General features: G+C 30.0%; 31 protein-coding genes and 1 tRNA gene. 21 read left to right on the top strand and 11 right to left on the bottom strand.

Annotated features, from left to right (window positions below):
• The first annotated feature begins 4 nt into the window (after nucleotides 1–4).
• The 6 genes from VBY68_RS08655 (at nucleotide 5) to VBY68_RS08680 (ending at nucleotide 4,843) form a co-directional block, all read left to right on the top strand.
• Complete coding sequence (locus VBY68_RS08655; protein WP_415269483.1) at nucleotides 5–1,330, top strand: sigma-54-dependent transcriptional regulator; 1,326 nt, start codon at nucleotides 5–7, stop codon at nucleotides 1,328–1,330.
• A gap of 184 nt (nucleotides 1,331–1,514) precedes the next feature.
• Nucleotides 1,515–1,694: a hypothetical protein gene (locus VBY68_RS08660; protein ID WP_124590993.1), complete on the top strand. Its 180-nt coding sequence runs from the start codon at nucleotides 1,515–1,517 to the stop codon at nucleotides 1,692–1,694.
• A gap of 86 nt (nucleotides 1,695–1,780) precedes the next feature.
• Nucleotides 1,781–3,082 (top strand): Glu/Leu/Phe/Val family dehydrogenase, encoded by a 1,302-nt coding sequence (locus VBY68_RS08665; protein ID WP_415269587.1) that lies wholly within the window; start codon nucleotides 1,781–1,783, stop codon nucleotides 3,080–3,082.
• An 11-nt stretch (nucleotides 3,083–3,093) separates the two neighbouring features.
• Complete coding sequence (locus VBY68_RS08670; protein WP_415269484.1) at nucleotides 3,094–3,513, top strand: GreA/GreB family elongation factor; 420 nt, start codon at nucleotides 3,094–3,096, stop codon at nucleotides 3,511–3,513.
• 10 nt (nucleotides 3,514–3,523) lie between these two features.
• The gene (locus VBY68_RS08675) at nucleotides 3,524–3,910 is read left to right on the top strand and encodes a hypothetical protein (protein WP_415269485.1); all 387 of its coding nucleotides are present in this window, start codon (nucleotides 3,524–3,526) and stop codon (nucleotides 3,908–3,910) included.
• A 189-nt stretch (nucleotides 3,911–4,099) separates the two neighbouring features.
• Nucleotides 4,100–4,843 carry a ThiF family adenylyltransferase gene (locus VBY68_RS08680; RefSeq protein WP_415269486.1) on the top strand — a complete coding sequence of 248 codons (744 nt, stop codon included), beginning with the start codon at nucleotides 4,100–4,102 and terminating at the stop codon, nucleotides 4,841–4,843.
• Here VBY68_RS08680 and VBY68_RS08685 read toward each other — a convergent pair.
• Nucleotides 4,840–5,601 (bottom strand): response regulator transcription factor, encoded by a 762-nt coding sequence (locus tag VBY68_RS08685; RefSeq protein ID WP_415269487.1) that lies wholly within the window; start codon nucleotides 5,599–5,601, stop codon nucleotides 4,840–4,842. The two genes, VBY68_RS08680 and VBY68_RS08685, sit on opposite strands and share 4 nt — an antisense overlap.
• A gap of 168 nt (nucleotides 5,602–5,769) precedes the next feature.
• Between VBY68_RS08685 and VBY68_RS08690 the strand changes: the two genes are divergently transcribed.
• The 12 genes from VBY68_RS08690 to VBY68_RS08745 all read left to right on the top strand — a co-directional run bounded on the left by VBY68_RS08690 (nucleotide 5,770) and on the right by VBY68_RS08745 (nucleotide 14,841).
• Nucleotides 5,770–6,435, top strand: a complete 666-nt coding sequence (locus VBY68_RS08690; RefSeq protein ID WP_415269488.1) for a hypothetical protein — start codon at nucleotides 5,770–5,772, stop codon at nucleotides 6,433–6,435.
• 70 nt (nucleotides 6,436–6,505) lie between these two features.
• On the top strand, nucleotides 6,506–8,911 hold the full coding sequence (locus VBY68_RS08695; protein WP_415269489.1) for a TonB-dependent receptor domain-containing protein: 2,406 nt from the start codon (nucleotides 6,506–6,508) through the stop codon (nucleotides 8,909–8,911).
• Between the two features lie 12 nt (nucleotides 8,912–8,923).
• Complete coding sequence (locus VBY68_RS08700; RefSeq protein ID WP_415269490.1) at nucleotides 8,924–9,928, top strand: ATP-grasp domain-containing protein; 1,005 nt, start codon at nucleotides 8,924–8,926, stop codon at nucleotides 9,926–9,928.
• 15 nt (nucleotides 9,929–9,943) lie between these two features.
• Nucleotides 9,944–10,192 carry a hypothetical protein gene (locus tag VBY68_RS08705; RefSeq protein ID WP_415269491.1) on the top strand — a complete coding sequence of 83 codons (249 nt, stop codon included), beginning with the start codon at nucleotides 9,944–9,946 and terminating at the stop codon, nucleotides 10,190–10,192.
• The gene (locus VBY68_RS08710) at nucleotides 10,170–11,141 is read left to right on the top strand and encodes a hypothetical protein (RefSeq protein ID WP_415269492.1); all 972 of its coding nucleotides are present in this window, start codon (nucleotides 10,170–10,172) and stop codon (nucleotides 11,139–11,141) included. The genes VBY68_RS08705 and VBY68_RS08710 overlap by 23 nt, the downstream gene beginning before the upstream one ends.
• A gap of 11 nt (nucleotides 11,142–11,152) precedes the next feature.
• Nucleotides 11,153–13,324, top strand: a complete 2,172-nt coding sequence (locus tag VBY68_RS08715; RefSeq protein WP_415269493.1) for a peptidase domain-containing ABC transporter — start codon at nucleotides 11,153–11,155, stop codon at nucleotides 13,322–13,324.
• An 82-nt stretch (nucleotides 13,325–13,406) separates the two neighbouring features.
• A complete protein-coding gene (locus VBY68_RS08720; protein ID WP_415269494.1) occupies nucleotides 13,407–13,568 on the top strand; it encodes a hypothetical protein in 162 nt (53 codons plus the stop codon).
• Nucleotides 13,569–13,779: 211 nt separating this feature from the next.
• The gene (locus VBY68_RS08725; protein WP_415269495.1) at nucleotides 13,780–13,929 is read left to right on the top strand and encodes a hypothetical protein; all 150 of its coding nucleotides are present in this window, start codon (nucleotides 13,780–13,782) and stop codon (nucleotides 13,927–13,929) included.
• 78 nt (nucleotides 13,930–14,007) lie between these two features.
• Nucleotides 14,008–14,160, top strand: a complete 153-nt coding sequence (locus VBY68_RS08730) for a hypothetical protein (RefSeq protein ID WP_415269496.1) — start codon at nucleotides 14,008–14,010, stop codon at nucleotides 14,158–14,160.
• 75 nt (nucleotides 14,161–14,235) lie between these two features.
• A complete protein-coding gene (locus VBY68_RS08735) occupies nucleotides 14,236–14,385 on the top strand; it encodes a hypothetical protein (RefSeq protein ID WP_415269497.1) in 150 nt (49 codons plus the stop codon).
• Between the two features lie 78 nt (nucleotides 14,386–14,463).
• Nucleotides 14,464–14,616 (top strand): hypothetical protein, encoded by a 153-nt coding sequence (locus tag VBY68_RS08740; protein ID WP_415269498.1) that lies wholly within the window; start codon nucleotides 14,464–14,466, stop codon nucleotides 14,614–14,616.
• Nucleotides 14,617–14,691: 75 nt separating this feature from the next.
• Nucleotides 14,692–14,841, top strand: a complete 150-nt coding sequence (locus tag VBY68_RS08745; RefSeq protein ID WP_415269497.1) for a hypothetical protein — start codon at nucleotides 14,692–14,694, stop codon at nucleotides 14,839–14,841.
• 224 nt (nucleotides 14,842–15,065) lie between these two features.
• Here VBY68_RS08745 and VBY68_RS08750 read toward each other — a convergent pair whose 3' ends face one another.
• From VBY68_RS08750 to VBY68_RS08770, 5 genes are all read right to left on the bottom strand, one after another.
• Nucleotides 15,066–16,745 (bottom strand): helix-turn-helix domain-containing protein, encoded by a 1,680-nt coding sequence (locus VBY68_RS08750; protein WP_415269499.1) that lies wholly within the window; start codon nucleotides 16,743–16,745, stop codon nucleotides 15,066–15,068.
• 81 nt (nucleotides 16,746–16,826) lie between these two features.
• On the bottom strand, nucleotides 16,827–17,339 hold the full coding sequence (locus VBY68_RS08755) for a DUF2490 domain-containing protein (protein ID WP_415269588.1): 513 nt from the start codon (nucleotides 17,337–17,339) through the stop codon (nucleotides 16,827–16,829).
• A gap of 225 nt (nucleotides 17,340–17,564) precedes the next feature.
• Complete coding sequence (locus VBY68_RS08760) at nucleotides 17,565–18,197, bottom strand: class I SAM-dependent methyltransferase (protein WP_415269500.1); 633 nt, start codon at nucleotides 18,195–18,197, stop codon at nucleotides 17,565–17,567.
• Nucleotides 18,198–18,281: 84 nt separating this feature from the next.
• Nucleotides 18,282–19,145, bottom strand: a complete 864-nt coding sequence (locus VBY68_RS08765) for an AraC family transcriptional regulator (protein WP_415269501.1) — start codon at nucleotides 19,143–19,145, stop codon at nucleotides 18,282–18,284.
• Between the two features lie 127 nt (nucleotides 19,146–19,272).
• Nucleotides 19,273–19,347, bottom strand: a tRNA-Pro gene (locus VBY68_RS08770).
• A gap of 221 nt (nucleotides 19,348–19,568) precedes the next feature.
• Between VBY68_RS08770 and trxB the strand changes: the two genes are divergently transcribed.
• The gene (trxB, locus tag VBY68_RS08775) at nucleotides 19,569–20,507 is read left to right on the top strand and encodes a thioredoxin-disulfide reductase (RefSeq protein WP_099214001.1); all 939 of its coding nucleotides are present in this window, start codon (nucleotides 19,569–19,571) and stop codon (nucleotides 20,505–20,507) included.
• A gap of 53 nt (nucleotides 20,508–20,560) precedes the next feature.
• On the opposite strand, the gene VBY68_RS08780 is transcribed toward trxB, so the two are convergent.
• From VBY68_RS08780 to VBY68_RS08795, 4 genes are all read right to left on the bottom strand, one after another.
• Complete coding sequence (locus VBY68_RS08780; RefSeq protein ID WP_099214002.1) at nucleotides 20,561–21,172, bottom strand: aspartyl/asparaginyl beta-hydroxylase domain-containing protein; 612 nt, start codon at nucleotides 21,170–21,172, stop codon at nucleotides 20,561–20,563.
• A gap of 144 nt (nucleotides 21,173–21,316) precedes the next feature.
• Complete coding sequence (locus VBY68_RS08785) at nucleotides 21,317–21,763, bottom strand: GNAT family N-acetyltransferase (protein ID WP_415269502.1); 447 nt, start codon at nucleotides 21,761–21,763, stop codon at nucleotides 21,317–21,319.
• Nucleotides 21,764–21,851: 88 nt separating this feature from the next.
• Nucleotides 21,852–22,262 (bottom strand): DUF1348 family protein, encoded by a 411-nt coding sequence (locus VBY68_RS08790; RefSeq protein WP_415269503.1) that lies wholly within the window; start codon nucleotides 22,260–22,262, stop codon nucleotides 21,852–21,854.
• A gap of 5 nt (nucleotides 22,263–22,267) precedes the next feature.
• Complete coding sequence (locus VBY68_RS08795; RefSeq protein WP_415269504.1) at nucleotides 22,268–22,792, bottom strand: TetR/AcrR family transcriptional regulator; 525 nt, start codon at nucleotides 22,790–22,792, stop codon at nucleotides 22,268–22,270.
• 179 nt (nucleotides 22,793–22,971) lie between these two features.
• Here VBY68_RS08795 and VBY68_RS08800 point away from each other — a divergent pair, with 179 nt between their 5' ends.
• Together VBY68_RS08800 and VBY68_RS08805 are read left to right on the top strand one after the other, a co-directional pair.
• Nucleotides 22,972–23,727 carry an SDR family oxidoreductase gene (locus VBY68_RS08800; RefSeq protein ID WP_099214006.1) on the top strand — a complete coding sequence of 252 codons (756 nt, stop codon included), beginning with the start codon at nucleotides 22,972–22,974 and terminating at the stop codon, nucleotides 23,725–23,727.
• Nucleotides 23,728–23,806: 79 nt separating this feature from the next.
• Entirely contained in the window at nucleotides 23,807–24,388 is a 582-nt protein-coding gene (locus VBY68_RS08805; protein WP_273693630.1) for a TetR/AcrR family transcriptional regulator, read from the top strand.
• Nucleotides 24,389–24,412: 24 nt separating this feature from the next.
• Here the strand turns inward: VBY68_RS08805 and VBY68_RS08810 are convergent, their stop codons facing one another.
• Nucleotides 24,413–24,973 (bottom strand): TPM domain-containing protein, encoded by a 561-nt coding sequence (locus tag VBY68_RS08810; RefSeq protein WP_415269505.1) that lies wholly within the window; start codon nucleotides 24,971–24,973, stop codon nucleotides 24,413–24,415.
• Nucleotides 24,974–25,020 lie beyond the last annotated feature (47 nt).

Here is a 25,020-nt window from a genome sequence, read left to right on the forward strand (position 1 = left end):
AGAAATGCCGTTAAAAAAAGAAAATATATTAATAGTAGATGATGATGTTCATATTTTAGAATTGTTACATCGACATTTACAGTCTTGGAACTATCATACCTACAAGGCGGTATCGGTTAAAGAAGCAGTTACAATTTTAAGAGATACGCCAATTGATTTGTTAATTACAGATTTAAAAATGCCTGAAGTTGATGGTTTCGAGTTAGTTAAATTTGTCTCGGAGCATTATCCAAAGCTACCAAAACTTATTGTAACAGGGTATCCATCTGTTCAAGATTCACTTGAGGCAATTAAGTCAGGTGTAGTAGCATACCTAACGAAGCCATTTACTAAAAACGAGTTGAAAACGGCAATGGATGATGCATTATCAAAATCAGGAATAAGTAAGAAAAGTGCTGCTCAAAAAAAAGAGAAGAAAGACTTTTATGGAGACATGATAGGGGCTTCTGAAAAGATTAATGAAATTTTTCAAATAATAGATCGAGTTAAAAATAATAAAGCTACAGTTTCTATTAAGGGTGAAAGCGGTACAGGTAAAGAATTAGTAGCAAGAGCAATACATTATGAAGGTAAGTTTGCTAAAGGGCCATATATAGCTGTAAACTGTGGGGCAATTCCTGAAAATTTATTAGAATCTGAATTATTTGGTTATGTAAAAGGCGCTTTTACAGGAGCAGAAAGTAATAGGAATGGTTTTTTTCAAGCTGCAAATGGAGGAACTATTTTTTTAGATGAAATAGGTAACGCTTCTTTAAATGTACAATCTAAATTATTAAGAGTTTTACAGGAAAAGGAAGTAGTAAAGGTTGGAGCTCAAAAAGCAGAAAAAGTTGATGTTAGAATTATTGCAGCAACAAACAATAATCTAAAGGAAATGATTCAAAAAGGAACGTTTCGAGAAGATTTGTTTTATAGATTAACAGTTGTTGAAATAGAGGTACCACCTTTAAGAGAAAGAAAAGAGGATATTTCTATGTTGGTGGAAAAGTTTCTATTTAAATATGGAATAGAGTACAAAGATAGATTCATAAAAATAAGTCCCAAAGCTACAGATATACTTCAACGATACAATTGGCCTGGAAATATAAGAGAATTAGAAAATATAATACAACGTGCGGTAATTATGTGTGATCGTATAGTAGAGGTAGAGCACTTACCTGATTCATTAAAATATAATGTCGATTTTTCTGAAGAAGGATTGATATCTTTAAAAGAAATGGAAAAGCGTCACATACAGCATGTGTTAAATGCTACTAATAATAATAAAACAAAAGCGGCAAAAATTCTCCAAATAGATCGTAAGACACTGCGAGAAAAGCTGAAAGAATAAAACATCTTTTTTGAGAGTTTTTTCTCCATATGAGGAGAAGCTCCCCACTTCAACTTTAAAATCAAATTTCAAATAAACTTCTGAGTCCTATATAAATAAAGGGGTTCAGAGGTTTTTTGCTTTTTTGGCATATTTGTCGGCATGCCATTTGCCTTTATAGATGAAAATAAAATAAATGTAATTTATGAATACGAATCCTTTTAATATTTGTCCATCATGTATAGAAGTAAATACATGTGTGTTAACCAAATCTAAAGAAAAGGTATGGTCGTGTAGTGAGTATAATGAGGTAAATGAAGTAGTAGAGAAAGAGAAGAAAGAAGAGGCAGTTGTAAGCCCAGAAATGCAAATTCAAACTGCTTAAGACAAGAAAAGCTTACTAATAAATAAAGTATGAATAATACAAAAAGTGAAGTATCAGAAAGTAAAATAAATTCAAACATAAGTGAGATGACATTAACCAAAGAATTAAAAAAACCAGTGAAGCGAAAGAATGCTAGAGGAATGGTTGATAATGTATTAGAGCAGTTTAATAGTGCATCTGATCAAATTGGTTTACACCCTAATATTCGTAAAATATTAAGTATTACGAATAACGAAATCATTGTTAATTTTCCTGTGAAGATGGATAATGGTGATGTTGAAATTTTTCAAGGATATCGTGTACAGCACAACAATGCTTTGGGACCATATAAAGGAGGTTTACGTTATCATCCAACGGTAGATATAGATGCAGCAAGAGCTCTGGCTATGTGGATGACATGGAAAACATCTTTGGCAGGTTTACCATATGGTGGAGGTAAAGGAGGTATACAAATTGATCCTACTAAATATTCAAAAGATGAATTAGAACGAATTACAAGACGTTTTACGTTTGCTTTAGGTGATAATATTGGGCCAGAACATGATATTCCTGCTCCAGATGTAAACACAAACGCTCAAACTATGGCGTGGATGGCAGATACGTATATGAGTACTAAGGCTCCTGCAGAACGTTCAATGAATCAACATGTGGTTACAGGAAAACCAATCGGTAGTGGAGGTCTAGAAGGAAGAGATAGAGCTACAGGTTATGGAGTGTTCCTAACAATTAAGTTTTGGATAGAAGAAAATAACCAAACCCTAGAAGGTAAAACCTTTATCGTTCAAGGTTTTGGAAATGTAGGGTATTGGGCTGCTTATTTCTTAGAAAAAGAAGGAGCTAAAATGACAGGAGTTCAAGATGCTTACGGAAGTATTCAAAATACAAGTGGAATCAAGGTAGAAGATCTTTTCAATTATACAAAAGCTAATAACGGAAGTTTAGTTGGATACCCAGAGTCAAGAGAGATAGAAAAAGAAGACTTCTTTGCTATTGACTGTGATATTTGTATTCCTGCCGCTTTAGGGAACCAAATAACTGAAGATAACGCACACTTAATTAAAGCTAATTTAATAGCAGAAGGCGCAAATGGACCTATAAATGTAGAAGGAGAAAAAATCCTTTTAGAAAAAGGAGTAACAATAATTCCTGATATATTATGTAATTCAGGTGGTGTAATTACTAGTTACTTTGAATGGCTTCAAAACCGTAATGGTGAGTTATGGAATATGGAAGAGGTTATTGTACGATTAGATAAGAAATTAAAAGACTCATATACCAGAGTTTCAGACTATGCAAAGTTAGAAGGTGTAGATATGCGAAAAGCAGCTTACTGTATAGCTATACAGCGTATTGAAAAGGCTTATGTTCAACGAGGTATTTTTCCATAAAAAGAAGTAAAATGAAACACGGAAGTTTAGTTCTAGAGAAAAAAGAGTATGTGTACATTAAGAGTTTGCTAAATGTTTCAGAGCATACTGAAGAAGATAAAGTACAAACATCACTAGATAAGTTTGCTGAAGAGTTAAAATCGGCTAAAATTTTAGATGAAGAAGAAATGCTAGATGATGTGGTACGATTGAATACTGTTGTGACTATAACTTCTGGAGATGATTGGAAAAAAACTATTCAGATTGTAAAACCAACTGAAAAGGATTTAAAAAACAACAAGATTTCCATTTTAACACCAATAGGCATAGCTTTATTTGGTTATGCTTTAAACGATGTAGTTCACTGGGATTTACCAGGAGGAAGGAAAGAAGTTAAAATTTTAAAAGTAACTCAAAAAGAAAGGGAAGAGAGTTTTAGCACCTTAATTTAAAGACAAAAAAATGACACTTAATAATCACGGTAGCGATATAGATGTAGTACATAAATACAACCATGTAGAATTAAAAGGATGGGTAGATCAAATGCAATATGTTAATAAAGAAATTGACAATCTTTTAAGCTTACATGAACACTCTTTAATAAATAAAGCCATTTCTGAACAAACATTGAAGCTTTTTTCTGAGAGAAAAAAAATAAACAATGAGCTTTATAAAACTGTTTTGTCATATTCAAATACCTATGTAAATGTAGCGGAGTGTGATGATATTCAGTGCGACATGGCTTATTTAGGAGAGTACGATAGGTTACGTGAGAATTATCACAATAATTTGGAAGCTTACCAAAAACTTAAAGACAAGTTTTTTGAGGAAGTTTTACTAAAAGAATAGCATTCTTGTAAAGCAAGTATGTTAGATTTGTAGAGTTAGTTGTAAAACCTTGGAATCATGTAGTTCCAAGGTTTTTTTATCTTAAAAGTATTAAGAGTTCTTAAGAAGAGTATTAATAACTACACTTTAGTGTAAGATTTGATTAGGTATGTTTAGTTATTTTTGTTTAAATAAATTTAGAGAGAATCAATGTATAGTAGAAATAGAATATATATTAAACCAGAAGAACAAGAGCTGATAAAGAATTATCCAATCTTATTAGGAGGCAGTGGCATAGGTAGTAATATTGCTGAGTGTGCTTTAAGGTTAGGTTTTGAAAAAATTACTATAGTTGATGGAGATGAGGTTGAGTTATCAAATTTGAATAGGCAAAATTATACTGAAAAAGATATTAAAACAGATAAGGTGGAAGCTCTTTCTAAAAGGTTGTTGTCTATTAATCCTAAAGCAGACATTACAGTTTATAATTGTTTTATTACAAAAGAAAATATACACTCAATAATTGAAGGACACAAAGTAGCGATAAACGCTTTAGATTTTACATCTGACATACCGTTAATATTTGATAAGATTTGTAGGGATAAAGGGATTCCAATTATTCATCCATATAATTTAGGTTGGGGAGCTTTAGTTTCTGTAATTACTCCTGATAGTTTATCACTAGAATCAATAGCTAAGGAAGAAGAAAAGTTTAATGAAGTGAAAATGGTAGAATATGCAGTAAGCTATATGAAGTTTTGGGGAAAACCTCAAAAATGGATAGAGGATGTTATAGAGGAGTATAAAAAAGAAAAAAAAATATTACCTCCTCCTCAATTATCTGTTGCGTCATGGTTAGTGGCGTCTATTTGTACGCACTTGCTATTTAATATTTCTACAGGGAAATCGGTAAAAAAATTTCCTGAATTTTACTTGTCATCTATCAATAGCTAAATAAGTCTATTATTAGTAGCAAAAGAAATAGCTTCTGTTATGTTGGCGACTTCTAATTTGTCAAATAATTTTTTTCTATGAAATTTAACAGTATCAGGAGAAACAAAAATAGATTCGGCTATTTCATTAATTTTAAAACCCCTTGCAGAATATTGTAAGATTTCTTTTTCTCTATTTGTAAGGGTTATTTTTTCTTCTGTTTTCCAATATTCACCTTCCAGATTATAAGTAAACATTTTGTTGTCTCCTTGTTTGTATATTTTAATATTTCCAGAGTGTTGCTCTGTAGATAAAGAGATAATACATATAGCCTTCCAAACTTTACCATCATTACTTAAAAATAAAGGAGTTAATTTTTGGTTTATTAGAATGTTTTTTTTCTCTTGGTTTTTAATACTAAAATCATAAGAAATTGTGTAAAGTAACCTTTCTTCAATAGGTAGTTTTTCAAAAAAATCAAACCCTACTGTATTTATTTTTAAAAGTAAATCTAAATCGGGTGGTGTAACATATTTAAAATAAAAAGCATACCCCATTTCTTTTACTTCTTCAGCTGTATGACCACATAAGAATAAGGGGTTGTCAGAAACATATTCAAATCCTTTTTTTTGATAGTCAATAATATAAATGCTTTTATAAGTAGTTCGAGCAAAAGCTTTGATAGGAGCTAAATAATTAGATGTTTTAAGTAGTTCACTTTCAGAAATATTATCAACAGTGTTTTTCATCGAGAAAAAATCATTGATGTTGTTTTTCATAATTAAAAATATTGAAGAGTCCCAACAAATCTACTAAAAAGTATATTATTAGGTCTAATAAAACTACACTTTTGTGTAGTTTTTTGATAATCAAACACTTAACTACACTTTAGTGTAATTTAAAAGCTTAGGTCTATAGATAGTTTTGGAAGTATAAAACACAATGTTATGACTTTTAAAAACACATCCTTAGAAATATTATCATCAAGTGAAATAATAAATTTAGCCGAATTTATAGTTAAAGAGAACTTTAAACATCATACAAAAGGAAACTTACCTAGTAATTATTATTCAAGTGTTAAATCTATTTATAAGGAAGAGTTAGGTTTTTTGAAGAGTTCGAAAGTTTTTGTTTCAAAAGGAGATAAAGGAGAAATTGAAGGAGCAATAAGAGTATTAAGATGGGATTACTCAAAAAAGTTACCAATTCAAAAAATATTTGGGATAAACCCAATAGAGATTGCAGGGATGTCTCCTTTGAAAACAATTTGGCATATAGGTAGATTCGCAATAAAAAAAGAAGTGAGTGATATAAACCTTTTCAAAAAACTCATGATCTGTGCCATAACACCAATATGTGAAAAAGAAAATTCCGTAGCTTTTGCAGAGTGTGATAGTAAATTATTGAGGGTTTTAAGAATATTAGGAATAGAAGCTACTGTGGTCGGAGAGTCGGTGAATTACTTAGGGTCAGAGACTATACCTGTGTGTATGACTTATTCAAGTTTAATAGAGTTCTATAGAAAAAATAAGCATTTAATATTTAAATCGATGGATGAGAGTTCGGTAAAAAAATCAAAGCTACCCGAAAGTGTAGTTGTTGGTAATCAGTAAATTAACTACACTTTAGTGTAATAAGATAGCTGTAGTGATCATTTAAATTTGGAATATAATAAAAAAGACAATGAAGAAAAATAAACTTTTAACACTATTAATATTATTTGTAAGTATTACAGTTTTTTCCCAAATAACATATAAAGGAACTGTTATAGATGAAGAGAATAAACCATTGTCCTTTGTGAATATAATTGTTTACGATAGTTCAGATAGATCTTTGATGAAAGGTGTTATTACAGATGATAATGGGGAGTTTGATGTTAAGGTTGAAAAAAATAAGCCTGTTTATATTGAAATAAGTTTTTTAGGTTATAAAACTATTAAAAAAGAGTTTGATAACCAACAAGATGTAGATTTTGGGGAGGTAGCTCTTCAGCCTGATTCGAATACTTTAGATGAGGTTGTTATAACCAAGAAAAAAGAGTTAATAGAAAAGCATTCTGATCACTTTGTTGTTAATCTTTCTAATAGAAGTTTTGTACAAAACTCCAATAGTTGGCAAACTCTTAAAAAAGCACCATTATTATCGGTAAAAGAAAATAAAGGGTTAGGTATACTTGGTAAAGATGATGTGGTGGTTTATATAAATAGTAGGAAGAGTAATTTTTCTGGAGATGAGCTAACAAATTACTTGAAAAATTTAGCCGCAGATAGAATTAGCAAAGTTGAAATTTATACGAGCCCTCCAGCTAGGTTCGATGCACAAGGAAATGGAGTTGTGAATATAATTTTAAAAGCGAATCCTCAAGAAGGGTTAGTAGGTTCCATTTCAAATATCTTTAGACAATCAAGATATGCAGCTTTTAAAACTTCAGTAAATCTAAATTATAATAAGGATAAATGGAATGTCTATAACTCTACATGGTTTTCAGAGGGGACAAGTTACGTTAAAGAACAATCAAAGCAATATTTTCCAAATAATATAAACACATCCACTCACGACACAGATAGGTTATTGCCATCAAACACCATTGTAGGAACAAGGTTAGGAATAGATTACAATTTATCAGACAAACATTTATTAGGGTTTTTATTTGATGTAAATTATAACAAACCTAGTATTGAAAACAGAACCTACAGTAACTATCTTACAGGTAACACATTAGATTCAATTACTACAACTACCACAGATGGAAGTCAAAAGAAGTTAAATTATAATTTTAACCTTAATCATTTATATAAAATAGATAGTCTTGGAAGTACTTTAAGTTGGGATGTAAATTATTTTAAGTACGAAAATACTCAAAATACAAAGAACAATAACTTTTTAAACAATTCGTCAGAGCCTAGTTTATTAAGTGTAGATAATTTTCGATCTGATGTTACTCAGTATATTGATAATATAAATGTTAAAGCAGATTATTATAAGGTTTTAAATGATGAATGGAACCTGAGTTTAGGAGGGCAATATTATGAAACAAATACAGAAAACGAAATTATTTTAAGAAGGTATAATTCTGGAGTTTATGAAATCGATCCTGATGTGAGTAATCTATTTAATTTTGAAGAAAAAGTTACTTCAGGGTATATATCTATAAAGTATAACCCAAGTCAGATATGGAACTATAGTTTAGGTTTAAGAGTTGAGGGCACTTACCAGAAAGGAAATCAGAAAACCACAAAATCAATCAATACTAACAAATATAAGAATGTGTTTCCTTCAGCCTATGTGAAATACGCACCCAATAGAAAGCATGTATTAAGTGTATCATTAAATAATAGAATTGTTCGCCCAGGATTCTGGCAGCTAAATCCATTCAGAAATTACGTGACTCCTCAAATCTATTCAGAAGGAAACCCGTTTCTCAACCCCTCTAGAACCTTTACAACAGAGTTGTCGTATGTGTTAAACTCTAAGCACACCTTTATTTTTAACTATAGCAAAGAGAGAGAGGTGATAGGTCAGTTATCGAGAGTATTACCAGATAATGTTTTGAATTATTATCGAGATAATTATGGGGTTTATGAAAGGTTTGGAGGAACATATTTATATAACTTTTCAACTAAGAATAGCAGATTTGAAAGTCAATTTACTGCAAATGCAAGTTATAAAAAACTTACAGCTACACCTTCTTTTAATGAGGCCTTTACTAGGGATGGTTTAGAGTTAGATTTAAGATCGTACAATTACTACTATTTCTTAAAAGATAAGAGTTTGGAGGCATGTATAGATTTTTATTACAACAGGTATGGTCCGCTTACTCAAAGTACTTTATCGCCTGTTTTTTCAACGGATTTTAGTTTGTCCAAAAGGTTTAATAACTGGTATTTAAGCCTCTTTATTCAGGATATTTTAAAAACAGATAAGTACAAGTTTAATCTGTCAGAAAACACAGGGTATAGACGAACTAATGAAAATTATTATGACGCACGAAGAATAGTGTTTTCGATGAGATATAATTTTGGAAGAAAAACAGTAAAAAAGAAAAGAGATAGAAGAACAAATTCTTCAATTAGAAACAGAGTAAATTAAAAAGATAAGATTATGATTTTAGTATTAACCTATAGTATGTATGAGCAGTGTACCGATCCAGTTGTTGATTGGTTATTAGAAGATAATGTTTCTTTCTTTAAGTTAAATTTAGAAGACTTAGTGACCAAAAAAGTGTCTTATTGTGTTGATGTAATTAACAACGATATCTTAATAGAAGGAAAAAGTATAAAAGATGCAATCGATGTTATTTGGTACAGAAGATTTTATTCAATATTAGATTACATTCCTTTTGATGAGAACAATAAAATCTTAGAGCAAGTTAATGAGGAAGCAGATTCAGAAATAAAAACTTTTTTAGAGTATTTAAAGTATTTTTTTAAAGATAAAATCATCATGCCTGAAATGCCAACTTATGGAGAAAACAAACTAATCTTTTTAGATTATGCTAAAAAAGCTGGTTTGAGTTGTCCAGAGACAATTGTAACAAATGATAAAGAAGAGTTATTAAAGTTTTATTATAGAAATGATGGAGAAATTATAAGTAAACCTCTTTATTTCTCAAATTACTTTATCAAAGGAGAAGAAACTTATTCAATTTATACAACAACTTTTAAGAAAGAAATGGTAGAAAAGGCTCCTGATAAGTTTTTTCCAACCTTGTTTCAGGAAAAAGTGTCATCTCTTCATGAAATTAGAATATTTTATTTGGATGGTAAAATCTTTTCAACAGCAGCAATTACTACAAATTCAGAAAAGAATGTAGATATCAAACTAAATTACTATACAGACCATATTCACTGGGTAAATTATCAATTACCACAAGATATTGAAGATAAGCTTCGTGTTTTTATGAAAAGCATCAACTTAAACACAGGTTCTATAGATATATTAAAAACAGAAAACGGATTTAAGTTCATAGAAGTAAATCCAGTAGGACAATTTTTAGCTCCAGGTAACTATGGGAACTACTATTTAGAATACGAAATAAAAAACTGGTTAAAGCAGCAATTAGAGAAATGTGGAAATGTAAGAGAAGTGCTAGAATATATTAATTAAACAGAAATGAAAATTATGAGAAGTAAAAAATTAAGTCCGATAACCGATGATTGGGAGGTTCTAAAAAGGATTCCTTTGAATTATCACTACATGCATGTTGACCCTACTAACAGTATTAGAGAATTGTATTCAGAAGTACGATTTAGTTCATCAACAAAGCATAGATCCATGAGAAGTTTTATAAACTACAGTAATTACAAACCGAACTCAAATTTATTTTTAAGACAAATACTTAAGATCAATGAAAAGAACAGAGTACTTTAAGTTATTTTCCCATAATGTAGCTGTAAAGGGAAAAGAGAGAAGCACAATATACAATCTCCAGCGATCAGACATCAAGTTTATACCAAACAGTTTATATGATGTCTTAGAGAAACTAGAAACTCAATCTATAAATGAGGTTAAAGATTTAGTTAAGCCAGAAGAAAGAATAATTTTCGAAAGTTATATAGAATTTCTTTTAAAAAATGATTTTGGGTTTATCACTTTTGATCATCAAGAGTATCCAAAAATGTCTATGCAATGGCGAACACCAAATAAAATTAATACTGCAGTTATAGAGTATGATTTTAATGACCCTAAATATTCTTTACAAAAACTTATATATCAGTTAGACGAACTCCTATGTTTCCATATTGAAGTGCGATTAAGAGTAAGAGATTGTAATGATATAGTCGAGTTTTCTAGCTACACAAAAGGATTAGTATTTAGATCTGTTAGTTTAATTGTTGAATATGTTGAAAACATTGAAGATACTGTTGAAAATATTTTTGAAGAAAATCAGAAATTAGACTACATCATTGTTCATAATTATCCAACATCGGGGATGTTCTCAAAGAAATTTGAAAATCAAGTTAATTACTTAGAAGAAAATATTTATTCTGATTTACACAAGAAACATTTTCCTGATAATAACTACATCGTAAATGTAAAATACTTTACAGAATCTAAGAGCTATCATACCTATTATAACAAAAGAGTATGTATTAATTGGGACGGAAATTTAAAGAACTGTTTGTTGCACTTAAATGATTATGGCAATATAAATGATGTTGACGTAAGAGAAGTAATAGAAACTAGTGAGTTTAAGGAACTATGGAAAGTAAATCCAGATCGAGTTCTCGACTATAAAGAAGATGAACTGCGCTACAGCAAGTTTTACACCCATCAATTAGAAAAAGTAGATGATTATTTCTATAAAGTAGTAAGTTAAAAAAGTAAAACATGAAATTTTATCACCAAATAGGCGTAACAGATTGTGGACCAACCTGTATTAGAATGATTGCTTCTCATTATGGTAAAGAATATTCTTTAGAAGAAATAAGAAAGAGATGTGAAATAACTAGAACAGGGGTTTCGTTCTCAGATCTTATTCAGGGAAGTGAAAAGCTAGGGTTAAAAGCTATGGGGGTAAAAATCACTGTTGATAACTTAAAATCAGATGTTCCTTATCCTTTAATTCTTCATTGGAATCATGATCATTTTGTTGTTCTTGAAAAAATTAAAAACAATGTTTATTATATTCTTGACCCAGGACATGGGAAATTAAAACTAAAAGAAGAAGAGTTTTTAAAGTTTTGGAAAACAACAGAAGGAAAGGGAATCGCCCTACTACTCCAACCAACAGAAAAGTTTTTTGATGTAGAGCCAGAGAAGGTTGAAAACGGTACAAAGAGAGGGCTACAGTTTTTAAAATCGTATTATAAAACATATAAGAAACCAATAGTTAAACTTGTAGCTATTTTAGGAGTTACTTCAGTTTTAGCATTTATTTTTCCAATGACGATTCAATATTTATTAGATGAAGGAGTACAAAAAAAGAAACTAAATATTGTATGGATGGTACTACTTTTTCAATCACTATTGTTTCTAGGACAAGTTGTTTTTGAGTGGTTTAGAGGAGTTTTATTAATAAAACTTGGAGTTACAGTAAGTTTAAAAATTATAACAGATTTCTTATATAAAATTATAAAACTACCAATCAAGTTTTTTGACACACGATTATACACAGACATTCTTCAAAGAATTGATGAGCAAAATAAAATAGAACGATTTTTGAATCATATAATGATTCAATCAATATTTACCTTTTTTTTGATTGTAGCTTTATCTATCCAACTTGCAATATTAAACACTACGGTATTCATAGTTTTTCTGGTTCTTAGTTTACTCTCAGTCGGATGGATGTTGTTCTTTAATAAGAAACGAGAAAGACTCAACTATATTGCTTTTAACAATGAATTAGAAAATAGAAACGCATTAATTGAATTAATCACAGGTATGACTGAGGTTAAAATAAACAATGCTCAAGCAGTTAAAGTATCTGCGTGGAAAAAGATACAGTATAAGTTGCACGATATAAAATTACAAGGACTACGGATAGATCAGTTTCAAGAAGTAGGAATGCGAGGGTTTAACCATATTAAAAGTATACTGATAACATTTATTTGTGCATACTGGGTAATTAACCAATCAATGACACTGGGGGTAATGTTAAGTGTAGGGTACATACTTGGTCAATTAACAAATTCATTTGAAACAGTTGTAGATTTTGTACGAGCTCTTCAGGAGGCAAAAATATCTTTTGATAGAATGGATGAGGTTCACCAAAAAGAAGATGAGAACAAACCTTTAATGATTAAACCAAACGGACTAAAAAATAAAATTGCTCTCAAAGGTGTAAGTTTTAAATACGAAGGAAGTAATGCTCCGTACATACTTAAAGACATTGATTTAGAAATTCCTGTTGGAAGTGTTACTGCAATTGTGGGGATAAGTGGAAGCGGAAAAACAACCTTGATGAAATTATTACTAAAATTTTATCAACCAACAGAGGGGAGAATAAATCTCGATAATCTTGATTTTAAAGATGTAAATGCAGATGATTGGAGGGATCAATGCGGAGTAGTATTACAGGATGGACATATATTTAGCGGAACAATTGCTGAGAACATTGCATTGTCTGATGAAGAACCAGATATGAAACGACTCGAATTTGCAGCAAAAACAGCATGCATTTATGATTTCATTCAACGTTTGCCACTAAAGTTTAATACCAAAATAGGAAATACTGGACTAGAGTTAAGTGGTGGTCAAAAACAAAGACTATTTATTGCAAGAGCCGTATATAAAAATCCAGAATATATTTTTCTAGATGAAGCTACTTCTGCTTTAGATGCGAATAACGAGAGTATGATTATGGATAATTTAAATCAGTTTTTTAAAGGAAAAACAGTTTTTGTAATTGCTCATAGATTAAGTACAGTAAAAAATGCAGATCAGATTTTAGTCTTAGAAGACGGAAAAGTTATAGAGCAAGGGAATCACAAAGTTTTAGTAAAAAATAAACATAAATACTTTAATCTGGTTAAAAACCAGTTAGAGCTAGGAGCATAATAATAAATAAAAAGCAATAAGGAAAAGAGGACAGAGAAAATCTCTATAAAAAGAAGTAGTAAAACTTAATAACATACTAATTATGAATTTAGAAAACTTAGAAAAATTTGAAAAGTTAAATCAAGATCATTTAGAAACAGTAGAAGGAGGATTTTACGAATCTATTAGTGAATTAGGAGACCCAGATAGACCTTCAAGAAAAGTAGATTATATCGGTCAGCCAAAGTATTCTTCTTTATTCTAAGGTTTTGAGAATTTAAAGTGTTAAATCAAAGAAGATTTTCAAATTATTCAACAAATATTACTGTAGTGCTGGCTCTAGGATCTAAAAGTGGAGGCACTTTTTAAAAAAGAAAAATATGCAATATAGTACTGCAGTAATCTTTTTTGAACGATTAAACTTTAATCAAAAGAAACCTGTTTAAAACCAAAGAATTAACCATAAAACAAGAATTATGAATTTAGAAACTTTAGGAAAATTTGAATTAATGAACAAGCAAGAGTTAGATATTATTCAAGGAGGATTTGCAGCAGCTTCAACTGTGGAATCAGAAAGAGATGATTCTGATACAAGTAGTGAGAAGAAGGACGGAAATACTTTATAATAATAAAAATTAAGGAACAAAAAATTAGGGCAAGTGAAACCTATATAAGAAGTAGCATTAACAATAAAAATCAAGATCATGCAATTAGAGACATTATCAGGAATTGAAATGATGAATCAAGAAGATTTAAACATTATTCAAGGAGGATTTGCGGCAGCTTCTACAGTAGAATCTACAAGTGGAGATTCAGATACAGTAAGTGAGAAGAAGGACGGAAATACTTTACAATAGTAAAAATTAAGGAACAAAAAATTAGGGCAAGTGAAACCTATATAAGAAGTAGCATTAACAATAAAAATCAAGATCATGCAATTAGAGACATTATCAGGAATTGAAATGATGAATCAAGAAGATTTAAACATTATTCAAGGAGGATTTGCGGCAGCTTCTACAGTAGAATCTACAAGTGGAGATTCAGATACAGTAAGTGAGAAGAAGGACGGAAATACTTTATAATAATAAAAATTAAGGAACAAGAAATTAGGGCAAGTGAAACCTATATAAGAAGTAGCATTAACAATAAAAATCAAGATCATGCAATTAGAGACATTATCAGGAGTTGAAATGATAAATCAAGAAGATTTAAACATTATTCAAGGAGGATTTGCGGCAGCTTCTACAGTAGAATCTACAAGTGGAGATTCAGATACAGTAAGTGAGAAGAAGGACGGAAATACTTTACAATAGTAAAAATTAAGGAACAAGAAATTAGGGCAAGTGAAACCTATATAAGAAGTAGCATTAACAATAAAAATCAAGATCATGCAATTAGAGACATTATCAGGAATTGAAATGATGAATCAAGAAGATTTAAACATTATTCAAGGAGGATTTGCGGCAGCTTCTACAGTAGAATCTACAAGTGGAGATTCAGATACAGTAAGTGAGAAGAAGGACGGAAATACTTTATAACAAACTGTAGTAAATGGTTAAATCACAGAAAAAAACCTACATTTTTCTGTGATTTTCTTTCTTTAAAATTTATTAATTATTTGTTTTGTCAATGTTTATAAGGAGATTGTAGGTGAAAAACCTGTAGATACTTACAATGTTTAATTTCAGGTTTACCAGAGTTTATTTTATTTTTTTTTTTTGAAAAACTAAATTAGTTTTTATATCTAAACTTAAAAAAAAAATTAAACAGCCAGTTCACTTAATTGTTGTTTTCTGAAATCAGAAGGTGTAAAACCAGTATGATTTTTAAAAACACGGTTAAAGGAGGTTTTACTTTTAAAACCAGCTTCGTAGGCAATTGCTAAGATTTTATAATCTTTATAATCAGGATCTTTCATTATCTTTTGTGCTTCGTTTACTCTATACAGGTTGATGAACTGATAAAAATTTTGATCGAAACAAAGGTTTAAAACTTCAGATAGGTGGTGCTTGCTCATAGAGAGTTTAGAAGCTAATTCTGATTGATTAATTTCAAAATCAAGATAAGGCTTTTTTGTCTCCATGTAATCAAGAATCAATTTCATGTAGTAATCTTTATCTTTTTCTGTTAAAGAAGAATTTTTGTACTGAACAGTTTTAGGAGATTGTTCTTTTTTTACAGTGGCAAACTCTAGCATTTTGGCTTTTAAAGCTTTGTTTTCGTTTTGAAGTAAGGAATTTATTTTTTTAAATAGCTCACGGTCAGCTTCAATAGTTTTCTTTTTGCGGATATAAAAAAAGAGTAATCCTCCTAAAAAAACAATTGAAACTCCGCCACCAATAAGCAAATTGTTTTTTTTATTCTCAATAGAAGCTAAAGAGTTTAATTTTGATTCTATATTCTGTTTTTCAGTATCGGAATCATGTTTTAAATCAAGAAGAGCAGCATTTGACTGTTCTTTTAATAAAACCTTCATTATTTCAGCATAACTTTCCTGTTCTTTATGAGAGTTTTTAAAATCACCTAATAACTTATAAGCTTTAGCTAAGTGTAAGTGAGCTTCCTTTTCTAGCTCAAGATCTTTTCTATTAGTAGCTATTACTAAAACTTCATTTAACAAAGGTATAGCTTTGTTAGCTTCTTGTTTTTTAACGTAAGACATTCCTAAATTAAGGAGAGCAACAGGTCTTTTAGGTAATCCGTTTTTTTTAGAGTACGCTAATGATTCTTTAGCTGTTTTTATAACCTTGTCCCACTTTTCTTGCTGAAAATAAGAATATCCAATATTATCAAGAGCAGTATTAACGGCTTGAACATTATTTATACTTTCAGCTAAGGTTTTCATTTTATGTAAATAGGCTAATGCTTTCCCGTAATTTTCTTTTTTAGTATAGCTATTACCTAGTCCGTTGTATGCCGCTAGTTTAATAATATCAGATACATTATTTTTTTCAGTCAAAGCAAGTACTTTTTCCATGTAAGTAATTACTTTATTAGGCTTGTCTATTTGACTGTAAACATTAGTAAGATTAACTAATATGTTAATTTCTGTTACTTCGTTATTGAGGTTAGCTTTATTAAAATCAAGAGCTTTATGGAACTCTACAAGAGCTTTTTCATAGGAATCAGTAACATTATAGTAGATACCATGATTTATAATAGATTTTATTTCTACGTCTTTTAACTCTTTAAAATTTTGAGTAATTAATAAAATAGAATCGTTATACTTTTTAAAATCTTCAACATTAGCTTTATTATAGGCTTCTCGAGAGAGGTTTAGGTAATAGTTACACTTTTTTTTAGCTAAATCAATATTAGCTATGGTGTTGTTATGTGAAGGCTGACTCTCTTGGGCTTGGGTAATAAAAGAAGAAAGTAATAATACACAAAAAACAAAGTAATATAAAGTTTTTAGTTTAGAGATAGGGGAATTAATTATCATACTAATTAAGTATTCTTATTAGCACTATTTCTAGTGAGTAATTGTAATAAACAAATAAACACAAATGTAAGGTGTTTGTGTTTATTTTTCTAAAAAATATAGTAAACTAAACTGTTTCTTTTTCTTTCTGAAATCAATTTTGTGAGATAGTTTTATCATTAAAGTGTGGTTGTTTTCAATACGGTTTTCTTTTATAATTATGTATTGATTCATATATCCTATACTTAATGCCAAAGCACTATTTAAAGGAATATCAACAGCACCATAAATTCTGTTCTGACTAAAGTTTTTATTGTTTGCGTACTTGTCGACATCCAAAAATACTTGATTAGAGAATGATAAACCTATTATTGTTTTACCTTCTTTAGAACATATGATAGGTGTTCTTGCACTAAATACTAATCGTAATCGCTGTCTTGTTTTGTCTTTCATGATACGCTGTTCTAATAGCATTCCATAATTAACGGAAACTTTTTTAATTTTATTTTTTATAGTAAAGTACTCATAAATACGATGCTCTATTCTTTTCTTAGGGACAGGATGTGCTCCATAAGGAAAGAAAACTACCCATTCATACTCAGCACCAAAACTTATATTTTTTTAAGTAGTTATAACTTGTACCAAGCCTTAGTTTTGGATGTCGCCAATTCTTGACAAAATTATGTCTGTTCCAAGAGTATAAGGTTTCAACATTGAACTTTTCGGTTAATTGATACTTACCAGAATAATACCACCATGAATTAAACTGGTCGGCTTTTTGGGCATTACTCTTAAAAACTATAAATAGAAATATCATAGCAAGCAATTTTTTCATTATTACTAGAGTTTTTTACCTATAAAGCGAATCACACTTCCTTTGCCGTTATGTGAGTTTCCTTCATTTAAAAAAACATCTTTTTCTTCTAAAACTTGAATTTCAAATCCAGTAAAATCTTGTTGTATTTGTTCTAAGGAAAAAAGCATATTTATATCCTTTGGTCCACCTATTTTTGGATTGTCAGCCTGATACTTTAAATGATTTTCACTGAACGCTTCGAATATGATGTGTCCTCCAGATTTAAGAAGTGTAACTAATTTTTGATGAATTGCAGAAATTTTCCAAGCTGTAAAATGTGCGTAGATTAAACCAATAGCATCAAAAGATTCTTTAGGAAATTCAAGGTCTTGTATATCACCTACAACATATTTTAAATTTGTATCAAACTCGTTGGCTAACTTTAGAGCTTTACTTTTTCCTTCAATGCTTAAATCGGTAGCAGTAACATCCCAACCTAATTTTGAAGCGTACACACCATTTCTACCTTCTCCGTCAGCAGGTAATAAAATTGATCCTGTTTTTAATTTTTGAAGCTCTTTTTTAAAAAATAAGTTTGGTTCTTTACCATAGGCAAAGTTGAGGTCTTGATATCTTTCATTCCAAAAATCTATATACTTTAAATCGCTTTTTTTCATCGTGTTTTTAATTTAATTTATACGATGTAAAAGTATATTGAGTTCAAGTCTCAATGATAGGATAAATGTAAAATAGTGTTGTACTTATTTTAGCTTTTTTCTAAAAGCTTCAGGAGAGTAACCAGTATGTTTCTTAAAAAAACGTATAAAATAAGAAACATCTTCATAGCCTAAATGATATGCTATTTGATTTATTTGATTGGAAGATGCTAAAAGGTATCTTTTAGATTCTAATATAATTTGTTCGTTAATAAGCTGGGATGCAGTTTTACCTAAAGTTTGTTTGGTTATTGTATTTAATTGATAGTTAGATAAGTTTAGCATGTCTGCATATTGAGACACTTGCTTAATTTTTATAATATTAGTTTCTAATGAATGCAAAAACTCTTCAAGACGCTCTTGAATATACAAGTCTTTGGTATTAAATGTTTTGTTATTAGTGTTTTTTAACCTTATTAATTCTATAAAAAGAATATGAAGATTAGATTTTATAACTTCTTTATATGCTACAGCTTTGTTTTTATATTCGGTGAAAATAGATGTTAGTAATAGATTTAATTTTAAAAAATCATCTTTTTTTAGTTGATAATAATTAATAGCACTTACTTTTTGCAACAAAGAATTTAACTCTTTTTGAATTGAATAGTAAAATTCAGTATTAAATTGAATCATGTAACCTTCACAATTACTGTCTAAATCTAATTTGTGAACTTGACCAGGTCGGATTATAAAAATAGTATAATCCGTCACATCATAATTAACAAAATCTATTCCGTGATTTCCTGTACCTTTTTTCAAAGCCAAAAAGAAGAAAAAATCGTGTCTATGAAGTTCATGAACCATATTTTTCCCGTTAAGAAGTTCTTGAAGACTTTTAATCATAAAATCACCAGATAGGTTTGGCTCTTTTTGAGAAGTTTTTAAATGTCTTACAGGTATGGCTTTCATGGTATAATGATAGAACTAAAACTGCGTGAAATTAATTAGAAAATAGGAAGAAGAAAAATAAGCTTAGTAAAAAGAATAATTAGTCAAATAAAAAATCCTGTAAACCATATGACTTACAGGATTTTCGTCGGGGTGGCAGGATTCGAACCTGCGACCTCCTGCTCCCAAAGCAGGCGCGATGACCGGGCTACGCTACACCCCGAAAAGTGTAAAATTCGTAGTGTAGTTTATCTCGAGTAAAACGAGAGGCTACACCCCGAATAATTGGGACTGCAAATGTAGAAAAAAAAAGCAAACAACAAATAAAAAAATGAAATATTTATTAAATAATTTGATTTTATAAGACGATAGTTAAAATATATTTAAAAGCAGATAACTAGAAATAAAAAAAAATTACATTTGTAACTTCAAAAATTCAAGATAATGGCAGAAAAAATTAAATGTTTGATTATTGGGTCTGGTCCAGCAGGTTACACAGCAGCTATTTATGCAGCGAGAGCAGACATGAAACCAGTTATGTATACAGGAATGCAAATGGGAGGTCAGTTAACTACAACTACCGAGGTAGATAATTTCCCAGGATATCCAAAAGGAACTGATGGAACAGCAATGATGGAAGATTTAAAAAGTCAAGCAGAGCGTTTCGGAACAGATGTTCGTTTTGGAATGGTTACTAAAGTAGAGCTTTCTAAAGAAGAAGGAGGAATTCATAAAGTAATTGTAGATGAATCGACAGAGATAGAGGCTCAAACAATAATTATTTCTACTGGAGCTACTGCTAAATATTTAGGATTAGAAAGTGAACAACGTTTAATTGGTGGCGGGGTTTCGGCTTGTGCTACTTGTGATGGTTTCTTTTATAAAGGGCAAGATGTTGTTGTAGTTGGAGCAGGAGACACTGCAGCAGAAGAGGCAACATACTTAGCGAATATTTGTAGTAAAGTAACTATGTTAGTTCGTAAAGATTATATGCGTGCTTCTAAAGCAATGCAACACCGTGTTAACAAAACAGAAAATATTACTGTTATGTATAATACTGAAATTGATGAGGTATTAGGAGAAAATGTTGTTGAAGGAGTTCGTGCTGTTAATAACCAAACTGGTGAAAAAACAGAAATTCCTGTAACAGGTGTATTTATTGCGATAGGTCACAAACCAAACTCTGATTTATTCAAAGGTTTATTAGATATGGATGAAACAGGATATTTAATAACAAAAGGTAAATCTACCAAAACAAACTTACCAGGAGTTTTTGCCGCTGGTGATATTCAAGATAAAGAATACCGTCAAGCAGTAACAGCAGCAGGTACAGGTTGTATGGCTGCTTTAGACGCAGAGCGTTATTTAGGAGCTTTAGAATAGACTATAAAGTTATATAAAACAAAAAGGGTACGTATTAGCGTACCCTTTTTATTTTATTTAGAATTTTGTGCACTTTCTTTAATAACCCTTCGAATCCAATCGTTAGGAATCATGTCTATGGTAAGGTTTATACGTTCTTCATCACCATTATTAATAACCTTATGAGGATCCGTAAGTCTCATGTACCAACATTCTCCTGGTTTCATCAATACTGGAGTGTCATTTAAATAAAAAGTAACATTATCATTATTAAGAATAGGTATTGTAAGTCGAATTACTGATCTTTCAACCTCTAAACCTAAGGTAGGATCCGTATGTTCTTTAACTGTTGAATGTGGAGCTAATCGAAGTAACCTAACTAAGTTTACTGTAGTATTTTCTTTAAAAAAATCGATAACACTAGTTAAGTATGGAGATTTTTTTAAAGCATTAGTATCTAACCAATCTGTCCACGAACCATCAGCATAATCTTCAGCAGGAGGAGGGAAAGGTAATGACGTATCAACTAGGTGTGCAGGCGACCGCAAAGCAATTACATCATAATATTCAAAATTATCTAATTGTAAAGCTTTAGCTTCTTCAAGCATTTTGGTAGTATCAAAGTTAAAAGGCAGTTTAATACGATCACTAAAAGTATTACTTGTTTTAGTAGTAACTGTTTCCATAGACGCGTGTTTATAAAAGTTTAGGTTAGTATATTGTAAAACTACAAAAGATTAGTTTTTTTATAAGGATTACAGTTTGATAAAGTTAATTCTTTTGTTTTAATTTTAGGAATAAGAGTTATTACTAATAACTCTTAAGTTCTTTTAGAGAGTATTACTTAATAGCATGTGTAAAATAGGGTAAGGTTTTCCTGTAGCATCTAGTTTTGAACGTTTGATAGTTTTAAAACCAAAATGATTGTAAAAACCAACTGCTTGTTCATTTTGCTCATTTACATCTACCTTATCCACATTCAATTTGTCAATTGAATATTCTAATAGGGTTTGACCTACCTTTTTACCTCGATATTCAGGGTGGATAAAAAGCATTTCTAAATTTTGTTCAGCAACACCTAAAAAACCTACTATTTTATTATTGATTTTAATGCACTTTAACTCTACTGCATCTAAATACGTATTTAGAATAAGAGGTTTAAAATATAAAATGTCTTCTTCTTTTAAAAAATAATGTGTAGCCCTAACGGAAGCCTCCCATAAGTCAACTACTTCCTGATATTCGGTACTGTTTATATCATCTATTTTATAATTCATTTTACAGTTCAAATTATTTAATTCAATAAGTAATCCTTTAAAGTAAAAAGGATATTATAATTCACTTTTTTAATTTTATACTAAAAAATTAAAGATACCTATCAACTTCCTCTATTTCAAGATCATTAATACTAGCGTACCTTTTTTTCATTTGTCCGTTGTTATCAAATTCCCAGTTTTCATTACCGTAAGCCCTAAACCATTTGCCATCTGTATTCTTGTATTCATATTCAAATCGTACAGCAATTCTATTTTCACTATGTGCCCAATACTCTTTTTTTAGTTTGTAATTAAGCTCATTTTGCCACTTTTTACTCAAGAAGTTAATAATTTCTTCTCTACCATTAACAAAGGTGTCTCTATTTCTCCATTCACTATCAACAGTGTAAGCTAATGCTATCTTTTCAGGATTTTGAGAATTCCAAGCATCTTCTGCGAGTTGAATTTTTCGTTTAGCAGTTTCGAGGGTAAAAGGAGGTAGTGGATGTTTCTGTTCCATAATAATTATAGTAAGTTTTGTATGATTTTTTTTGATTTATATACTATTTCATTTGATTTGAAGAGTTGACTTTCTATGATAGCACTTTCAAAAAGCAGATAAATATGTGTAGCAAGTAATTCATTGTCTATTAACTCTTGAAAAAAGTTGTTCAATTCTTTTTTATGTAATTGAATTACGGTTAAAATACCCTCTTGTTTTTTAGATATTTCTGATAGAATATTTAGAAAGCTACAGCCTCTAAAATTTTCTTTTGTATTCATATAAGATATAAAATCGAATGCTAGCAATACTCTATCTTTTAAATTTTTACTTTTTGAAGTATACTTAAAGAGTTCTTTAAACCAAAGCTCGTGCCTGTTATTTAAGAAATCAATACACAAAGCATCCTTTGATTTAAAGTGCTGATAAAAACTAGCTTTAGCAACTTTAGCTTCTTTAATAACTTGGTTAATACCTGTACTGTTATAACCTTGTTGATGAAATAAATGTGCAACTGTTTCTAATATTCGTTCTCTGGGACTACTCATATCTCTTAATTTATGTCAAAGTTACAGAGTTTAAAAAGAACAGACAAGTCTGTTCGATATTTTAACATTTGAGCGAATGAAATAAGAGCAAATTTAATTTGGAACAATCATTCTAATATGTGTATGTTTGTAAATGGAATGATCGTTCTATAATTAATTATTAACTAAAAATAAAAACAATGAGTACATTAAAAGGAAAAATAGCAGTTGTAACTGGCGGAAACAGTGGTATTGGTTTTGCATCTGCTCAAGAATTAAAAAATCAAGGAGCAACAGTAATTATTACAGGAAGAAATTCTGAAAAAGTAGAAGAGGCTTCACAAAAACTAGGAGTAAAAGGAATTGTTGCTGATGTAAAAAGTCTTTCTGCTATTGAGAACTTAGTAGAACAGGTTAAGAGAGACTTCAATAAAGTTGATATACTATTTGTAAATGCGGGTATTTTTCAACCAGCACCTGTTGGAAGTATAAGTGAAGAAATGTTTGATCATCAAATGGCTATTAACTTTAAAGGAGCTGTGTTTACTACCGAAAAATTCTTACCAATTTTAAATGAGGGAGCATCAATTATAAATTTATCATCTATAAACGCTTATACCGGAATGCCAAATACAGCTGTATATGCAGCATCAAAAGCAGCATTAAACTCTTATACTAGAACAGCAGCTACTGAATTAGCTTCGAGAGGAATACGAATTAATTCGGTAAACCCTGGTCCAGTTTCTACACCAATTTTTGAAAAAACAGGAATGGAAGAAGAGCAAATACAAGGTTTAGCTCAAGCCATAGAAAATCGTATTCCTTTAAAACGATTCGGACGACCAGAAGAGGTTGCAAAATTGGTATCGTTTTTAGCTTCAGATAATGCTTCTTTTATTACAGGAAGTGAGTATAATATTGATGGAGGAATAAATATTAACCCACTATTGAGTTAAATTTTTTTGAATATATTTGGAATGAAAGTTCCAGTATGGTAATTTTGTGGAAGAGTTAATCGCTTCCACATTTTTTTATATGCCAAGAGTAAAATCATTTGATGAAAAAGAAGTACTAACCAAAGCAATGTGTTTGTTTTGGAAACAAGGATATTCTGCTACTTCTGTACAAGATTTGGTATGCCACTTAGGAATAAACAGAGCAAGTTTATACGATACTTTTGGCGATAAAGAACAGTTATTTAAAAAATCTTTCGAGCTTTATAGAGCTACAACAAAAGAAGGACTAATAGAGTTTTTTAAAAACTATCCAGATGTGAAAGAAGGATTTTCTAAGCTTTTTAATAAAACTATAGAAGAAGCTATTCTTGATGAAGATAAAAAAGGATGTTTTGTTGTAAATGCTACGACCGAACTTATTCCGAATGACGAAAGTTTACAGAAAGTGCTAATAGAAAATAAATGCGATTTCCAAAACTTATTTTACGAGTATTTGAAAGCAGGTAAAGAAAGAGGTCAATTAAAAAACAGTCAAGATTTAAAATCTATAGCCACTCTTCTTTACACACTTTATAATGGTATTCGAGTTGTTTCTAAAGTAAACCCTGATAAAAAAGAGTTATCAAACTCTATAAATGTAGCCTTGTCTTTGCTGAGCTAATCAAATAAGGTTAAGTAAAAAAAGTTATCTTTTTATAGGTTTTTGCCACTTAGCTATTAACTCATTTATTCCTTTTTTAATACCAAGGTAATACTCTCCTTTTTTAAACTCAGGGATAATTATTTTCTCAATTACTTCCTCACAAATTTCGTCTGTTAAAATTTGTTCAGTTCCAATGCCTGTAGAAATTCTTATTTTTCTTAAGGTTTTACTGAAAACAATAGTCAAACCGTTATTTTTTTCTTTTTGCCCTACACCATTATGATTTGATAAGTCAATAGCGAATTGACTAAAATTGGTGTATTTTCCGATTGATTTAATAGAAACAATAGCTATTTGATTGGAAGTCTTTTTCTCATACTCACGAATTAACAAGGTTAACTTTTCCAGTTGTTCAATAGTGAAGAGAAATTCATAATCATTTACTACATTTTTTAGTGTTGGTAAATCACTTTCTCCTAAATCGAATTTGGTAAATTGAGCTTTTGGTGGATTAGGGTTTGGTTCACTCTTCTCATTTTGTTGTAACTTACAGCTTGAAATTGTTAAAAAAGAGAGCATTATTATTTTAAAGAACAGTTTCATTTTTTATATAACTAGTTTAAACAACTAATTTAGTAAATACATATTGA

The sequence above is a fragment of the Tenacibaculum ascidiaceicola genome, assembly GCF_047470925.1.
GTDB classification, from domain to species: Bacteria; Bacteroidota; Bacteroidia; order Flavobacteriales; family Flavobacteriaceae; genus Polaribacter; species Polaribacter discolor.

Coding starts and splice junctions, on each gene's coding strand:
- VBY68_RS08655 (WP_415269483.1), top strand. CDS start 5: ATGCCGTTAAAAAAAGAAAATATATTAATAGTAGATGATGATGTTCAT.
- VBY68_RS08660 (WP_124590993.1), top strand. CDS start 1,515: ATGAATACGAATCCTTTTAATATTTGTCCATCATGTATAGAAGTAAAT.
- VBY68_RS08665 (WP_415269587.1), top strand. CDS start 1,781: ATGACATTAACCAAAGAATTAAAAAAACCAGTGAAGCGAAAGAATGCT.
- VBY68_RS08670 (WP_415269484.1), top strand. CDS start 3,094: ATGAAACACGGAAGTTTAGTTCTAGAGAAAAAAGAGTATGTGTACATT.
- VBY68_RS08675 (WP_415269485.1), top strand. CDS start 3,524: ATGACACTTAATAATCACGGTAGCGATATAGATGTAGTACATAAATAC.
- VBY68_RS08680 (WP_415269486.1), top strand. CDS start 4,100: ATGTATAGTAGAAATAGAATATATATTAAACCAGAAGAACAAGAGCTG.
- VBY68_RS08685 (WP_415269487.1), bottom strand. CDS start 5,601: ATGAAAAACAACATCAATGATTTTTTCTCGATGAAAAACACTGTTGAT.
- VBY68_RS08690 (WP_415269488.1), top strand. CDS start 5,770: ATGACTTTTAAAAACACATCCTTAGAAATATTATCATCAAGTGAAATA.
- VBY68_RS08695 (WP_415269489.1), top strand. CDS start 6,506: ATGAAGAAAAATAAACTTTTAACACTATTAATATTATTTGTAAGTATT.
- VBY68_RS08700 (WP_415269490.1), top strand. CDS start 8,924: ATGATTTTAGTATTAACCTATAGTATGTATGAGCAGTGTACCGATCCA.
- VBY68_RS08705 (WP_415269491.1), top strand. CDS start 9,944: ATGAGAAGTAAAAAATTAAGTCCGATAACCGATGATTGGGAGGTTCTA.
- VBY68_RS08710 (WP_415269492.1), top strand. CDS start 10,170: ATGAAAAGAACAGAGTACTTTAAGTTATTTTCCCATAATGTAGCTGTA.
- VBY68_RS08715 (WP_415269493.1), top strand. CDS start 11,153: ATGAAATTTTATCACCAAATAGGCGTAACAGATTGTGGACCAACCTGT.
- VBY68_RS08720 (WP_415269494.1), top strand. CDS start 13,407: ATGAATTTAGAAAACTTAGAAAAATTTGAAAAGTTAAATCAAGATCAT.
- VBY68_RS08725 (WP_415269495.1), top strand. CDS start 13,780: ATGAATTTAGAAACTTTAGGAAAATTTGAATTAATGAACAAGCAAGAG.
- VBY68_RS08730 (WP_415269496.1), top strand. CDS start 14,008: ATGCAATTAGAGACATTATCAGGAATTGAAATGATGAATCAAGAAGAT.
- VBY68_RS08735 (WP_415269497.1), top strand. CDS start 14,236: ATGCAATTAGAGACATTATCAGGAATTGAAATGATGAATCAAGAAGAT.
- VBY68_RS08740 (WP_415269498.1), top strand. CDS start 14,464: ATGCAATTAGAGACATTATCAGGAGTTGAAATGATAAATCAAGAAGAT.
- VBY68_RS08745 (WP_415269497.1), top strand. CDS start 14,692: ATGCAATTAGAGACATTATCAGGAATTGAAATGATGAATCAAGAAGAT.
- VBY68_RS08750 (WP_415269499.1), bottom strand. CDS start 16,745: ATGATAATTAATTCCCCTATCTCTAAACTAAAAACTTTATATTACTTT.
- VBY68_RS08760 (WP_415269500.1), bottom strand. CDS start 18,197: ATGAAAAAAAGCGATTTAAAGTATATAGATTTTTGGAATGAAAGATAT.
- VBY68_RS08765 (WP_415269501.1), bottom strand. CDS start 19,145: ATGAAAGCCATACCTGTAAGACATTTAAAAACTTCTCAAAAAGAGCCA.
- trxB (WP_099214001.1), top strand. CDS start 19,569: ATGGCAGAAAAAATTAAATGTTTGATTATTGGGTCTGGTCCAGCAGGT.
- VBY68_RS08780 (WP_099214002.1), bottom strand. CDS start 21,172: ATGGAAACAGTTACTACTAAAACAAGTAATACTTTTAGTGATCGTATT.
- VBY68_RS08785 (WP_415269502.1), bottom strand. CDS start 21,763: ATGAATTATAAAATAGATGATATAAACAGTACCGAATATCAGGAAGTA.
- VBY68_RS08790 (WP_415269503.1), bottom strand. CDS start 22,262: ATGGAACAGAAACATCCACTACCTCCTTTTACCCTCGAAACTGCTAAA.
- VBY68_RS08795 (WP_415269504.1), bottom strand. CDS start 22,792: ATGAGTAGTCCCAGAGAACGAATATTAGAAACAGTTGCACATTTATTT.
- VBY68_RS08800 (WP_099214006.1), top strand. CDS start 22,972: ATGAGTACATTAAAAGGAAAAATAGCAGTTGTAACTGGCGGAAACAGT.
- VBY68_RS08805 (WP_273693630.1), top strand. CDS start 23,807: ATGCCAAGAGTAAAATCATTTGATGAAAAAGAAGTACTAACCAAAGCA.
- VBY68_RS08810 (WP_415269505.1), bottom strand. CDS start 24,973: ATGAAACTGTTCTTTAAAATAATAATGCTCTCTTTTTTAACAATTTCA.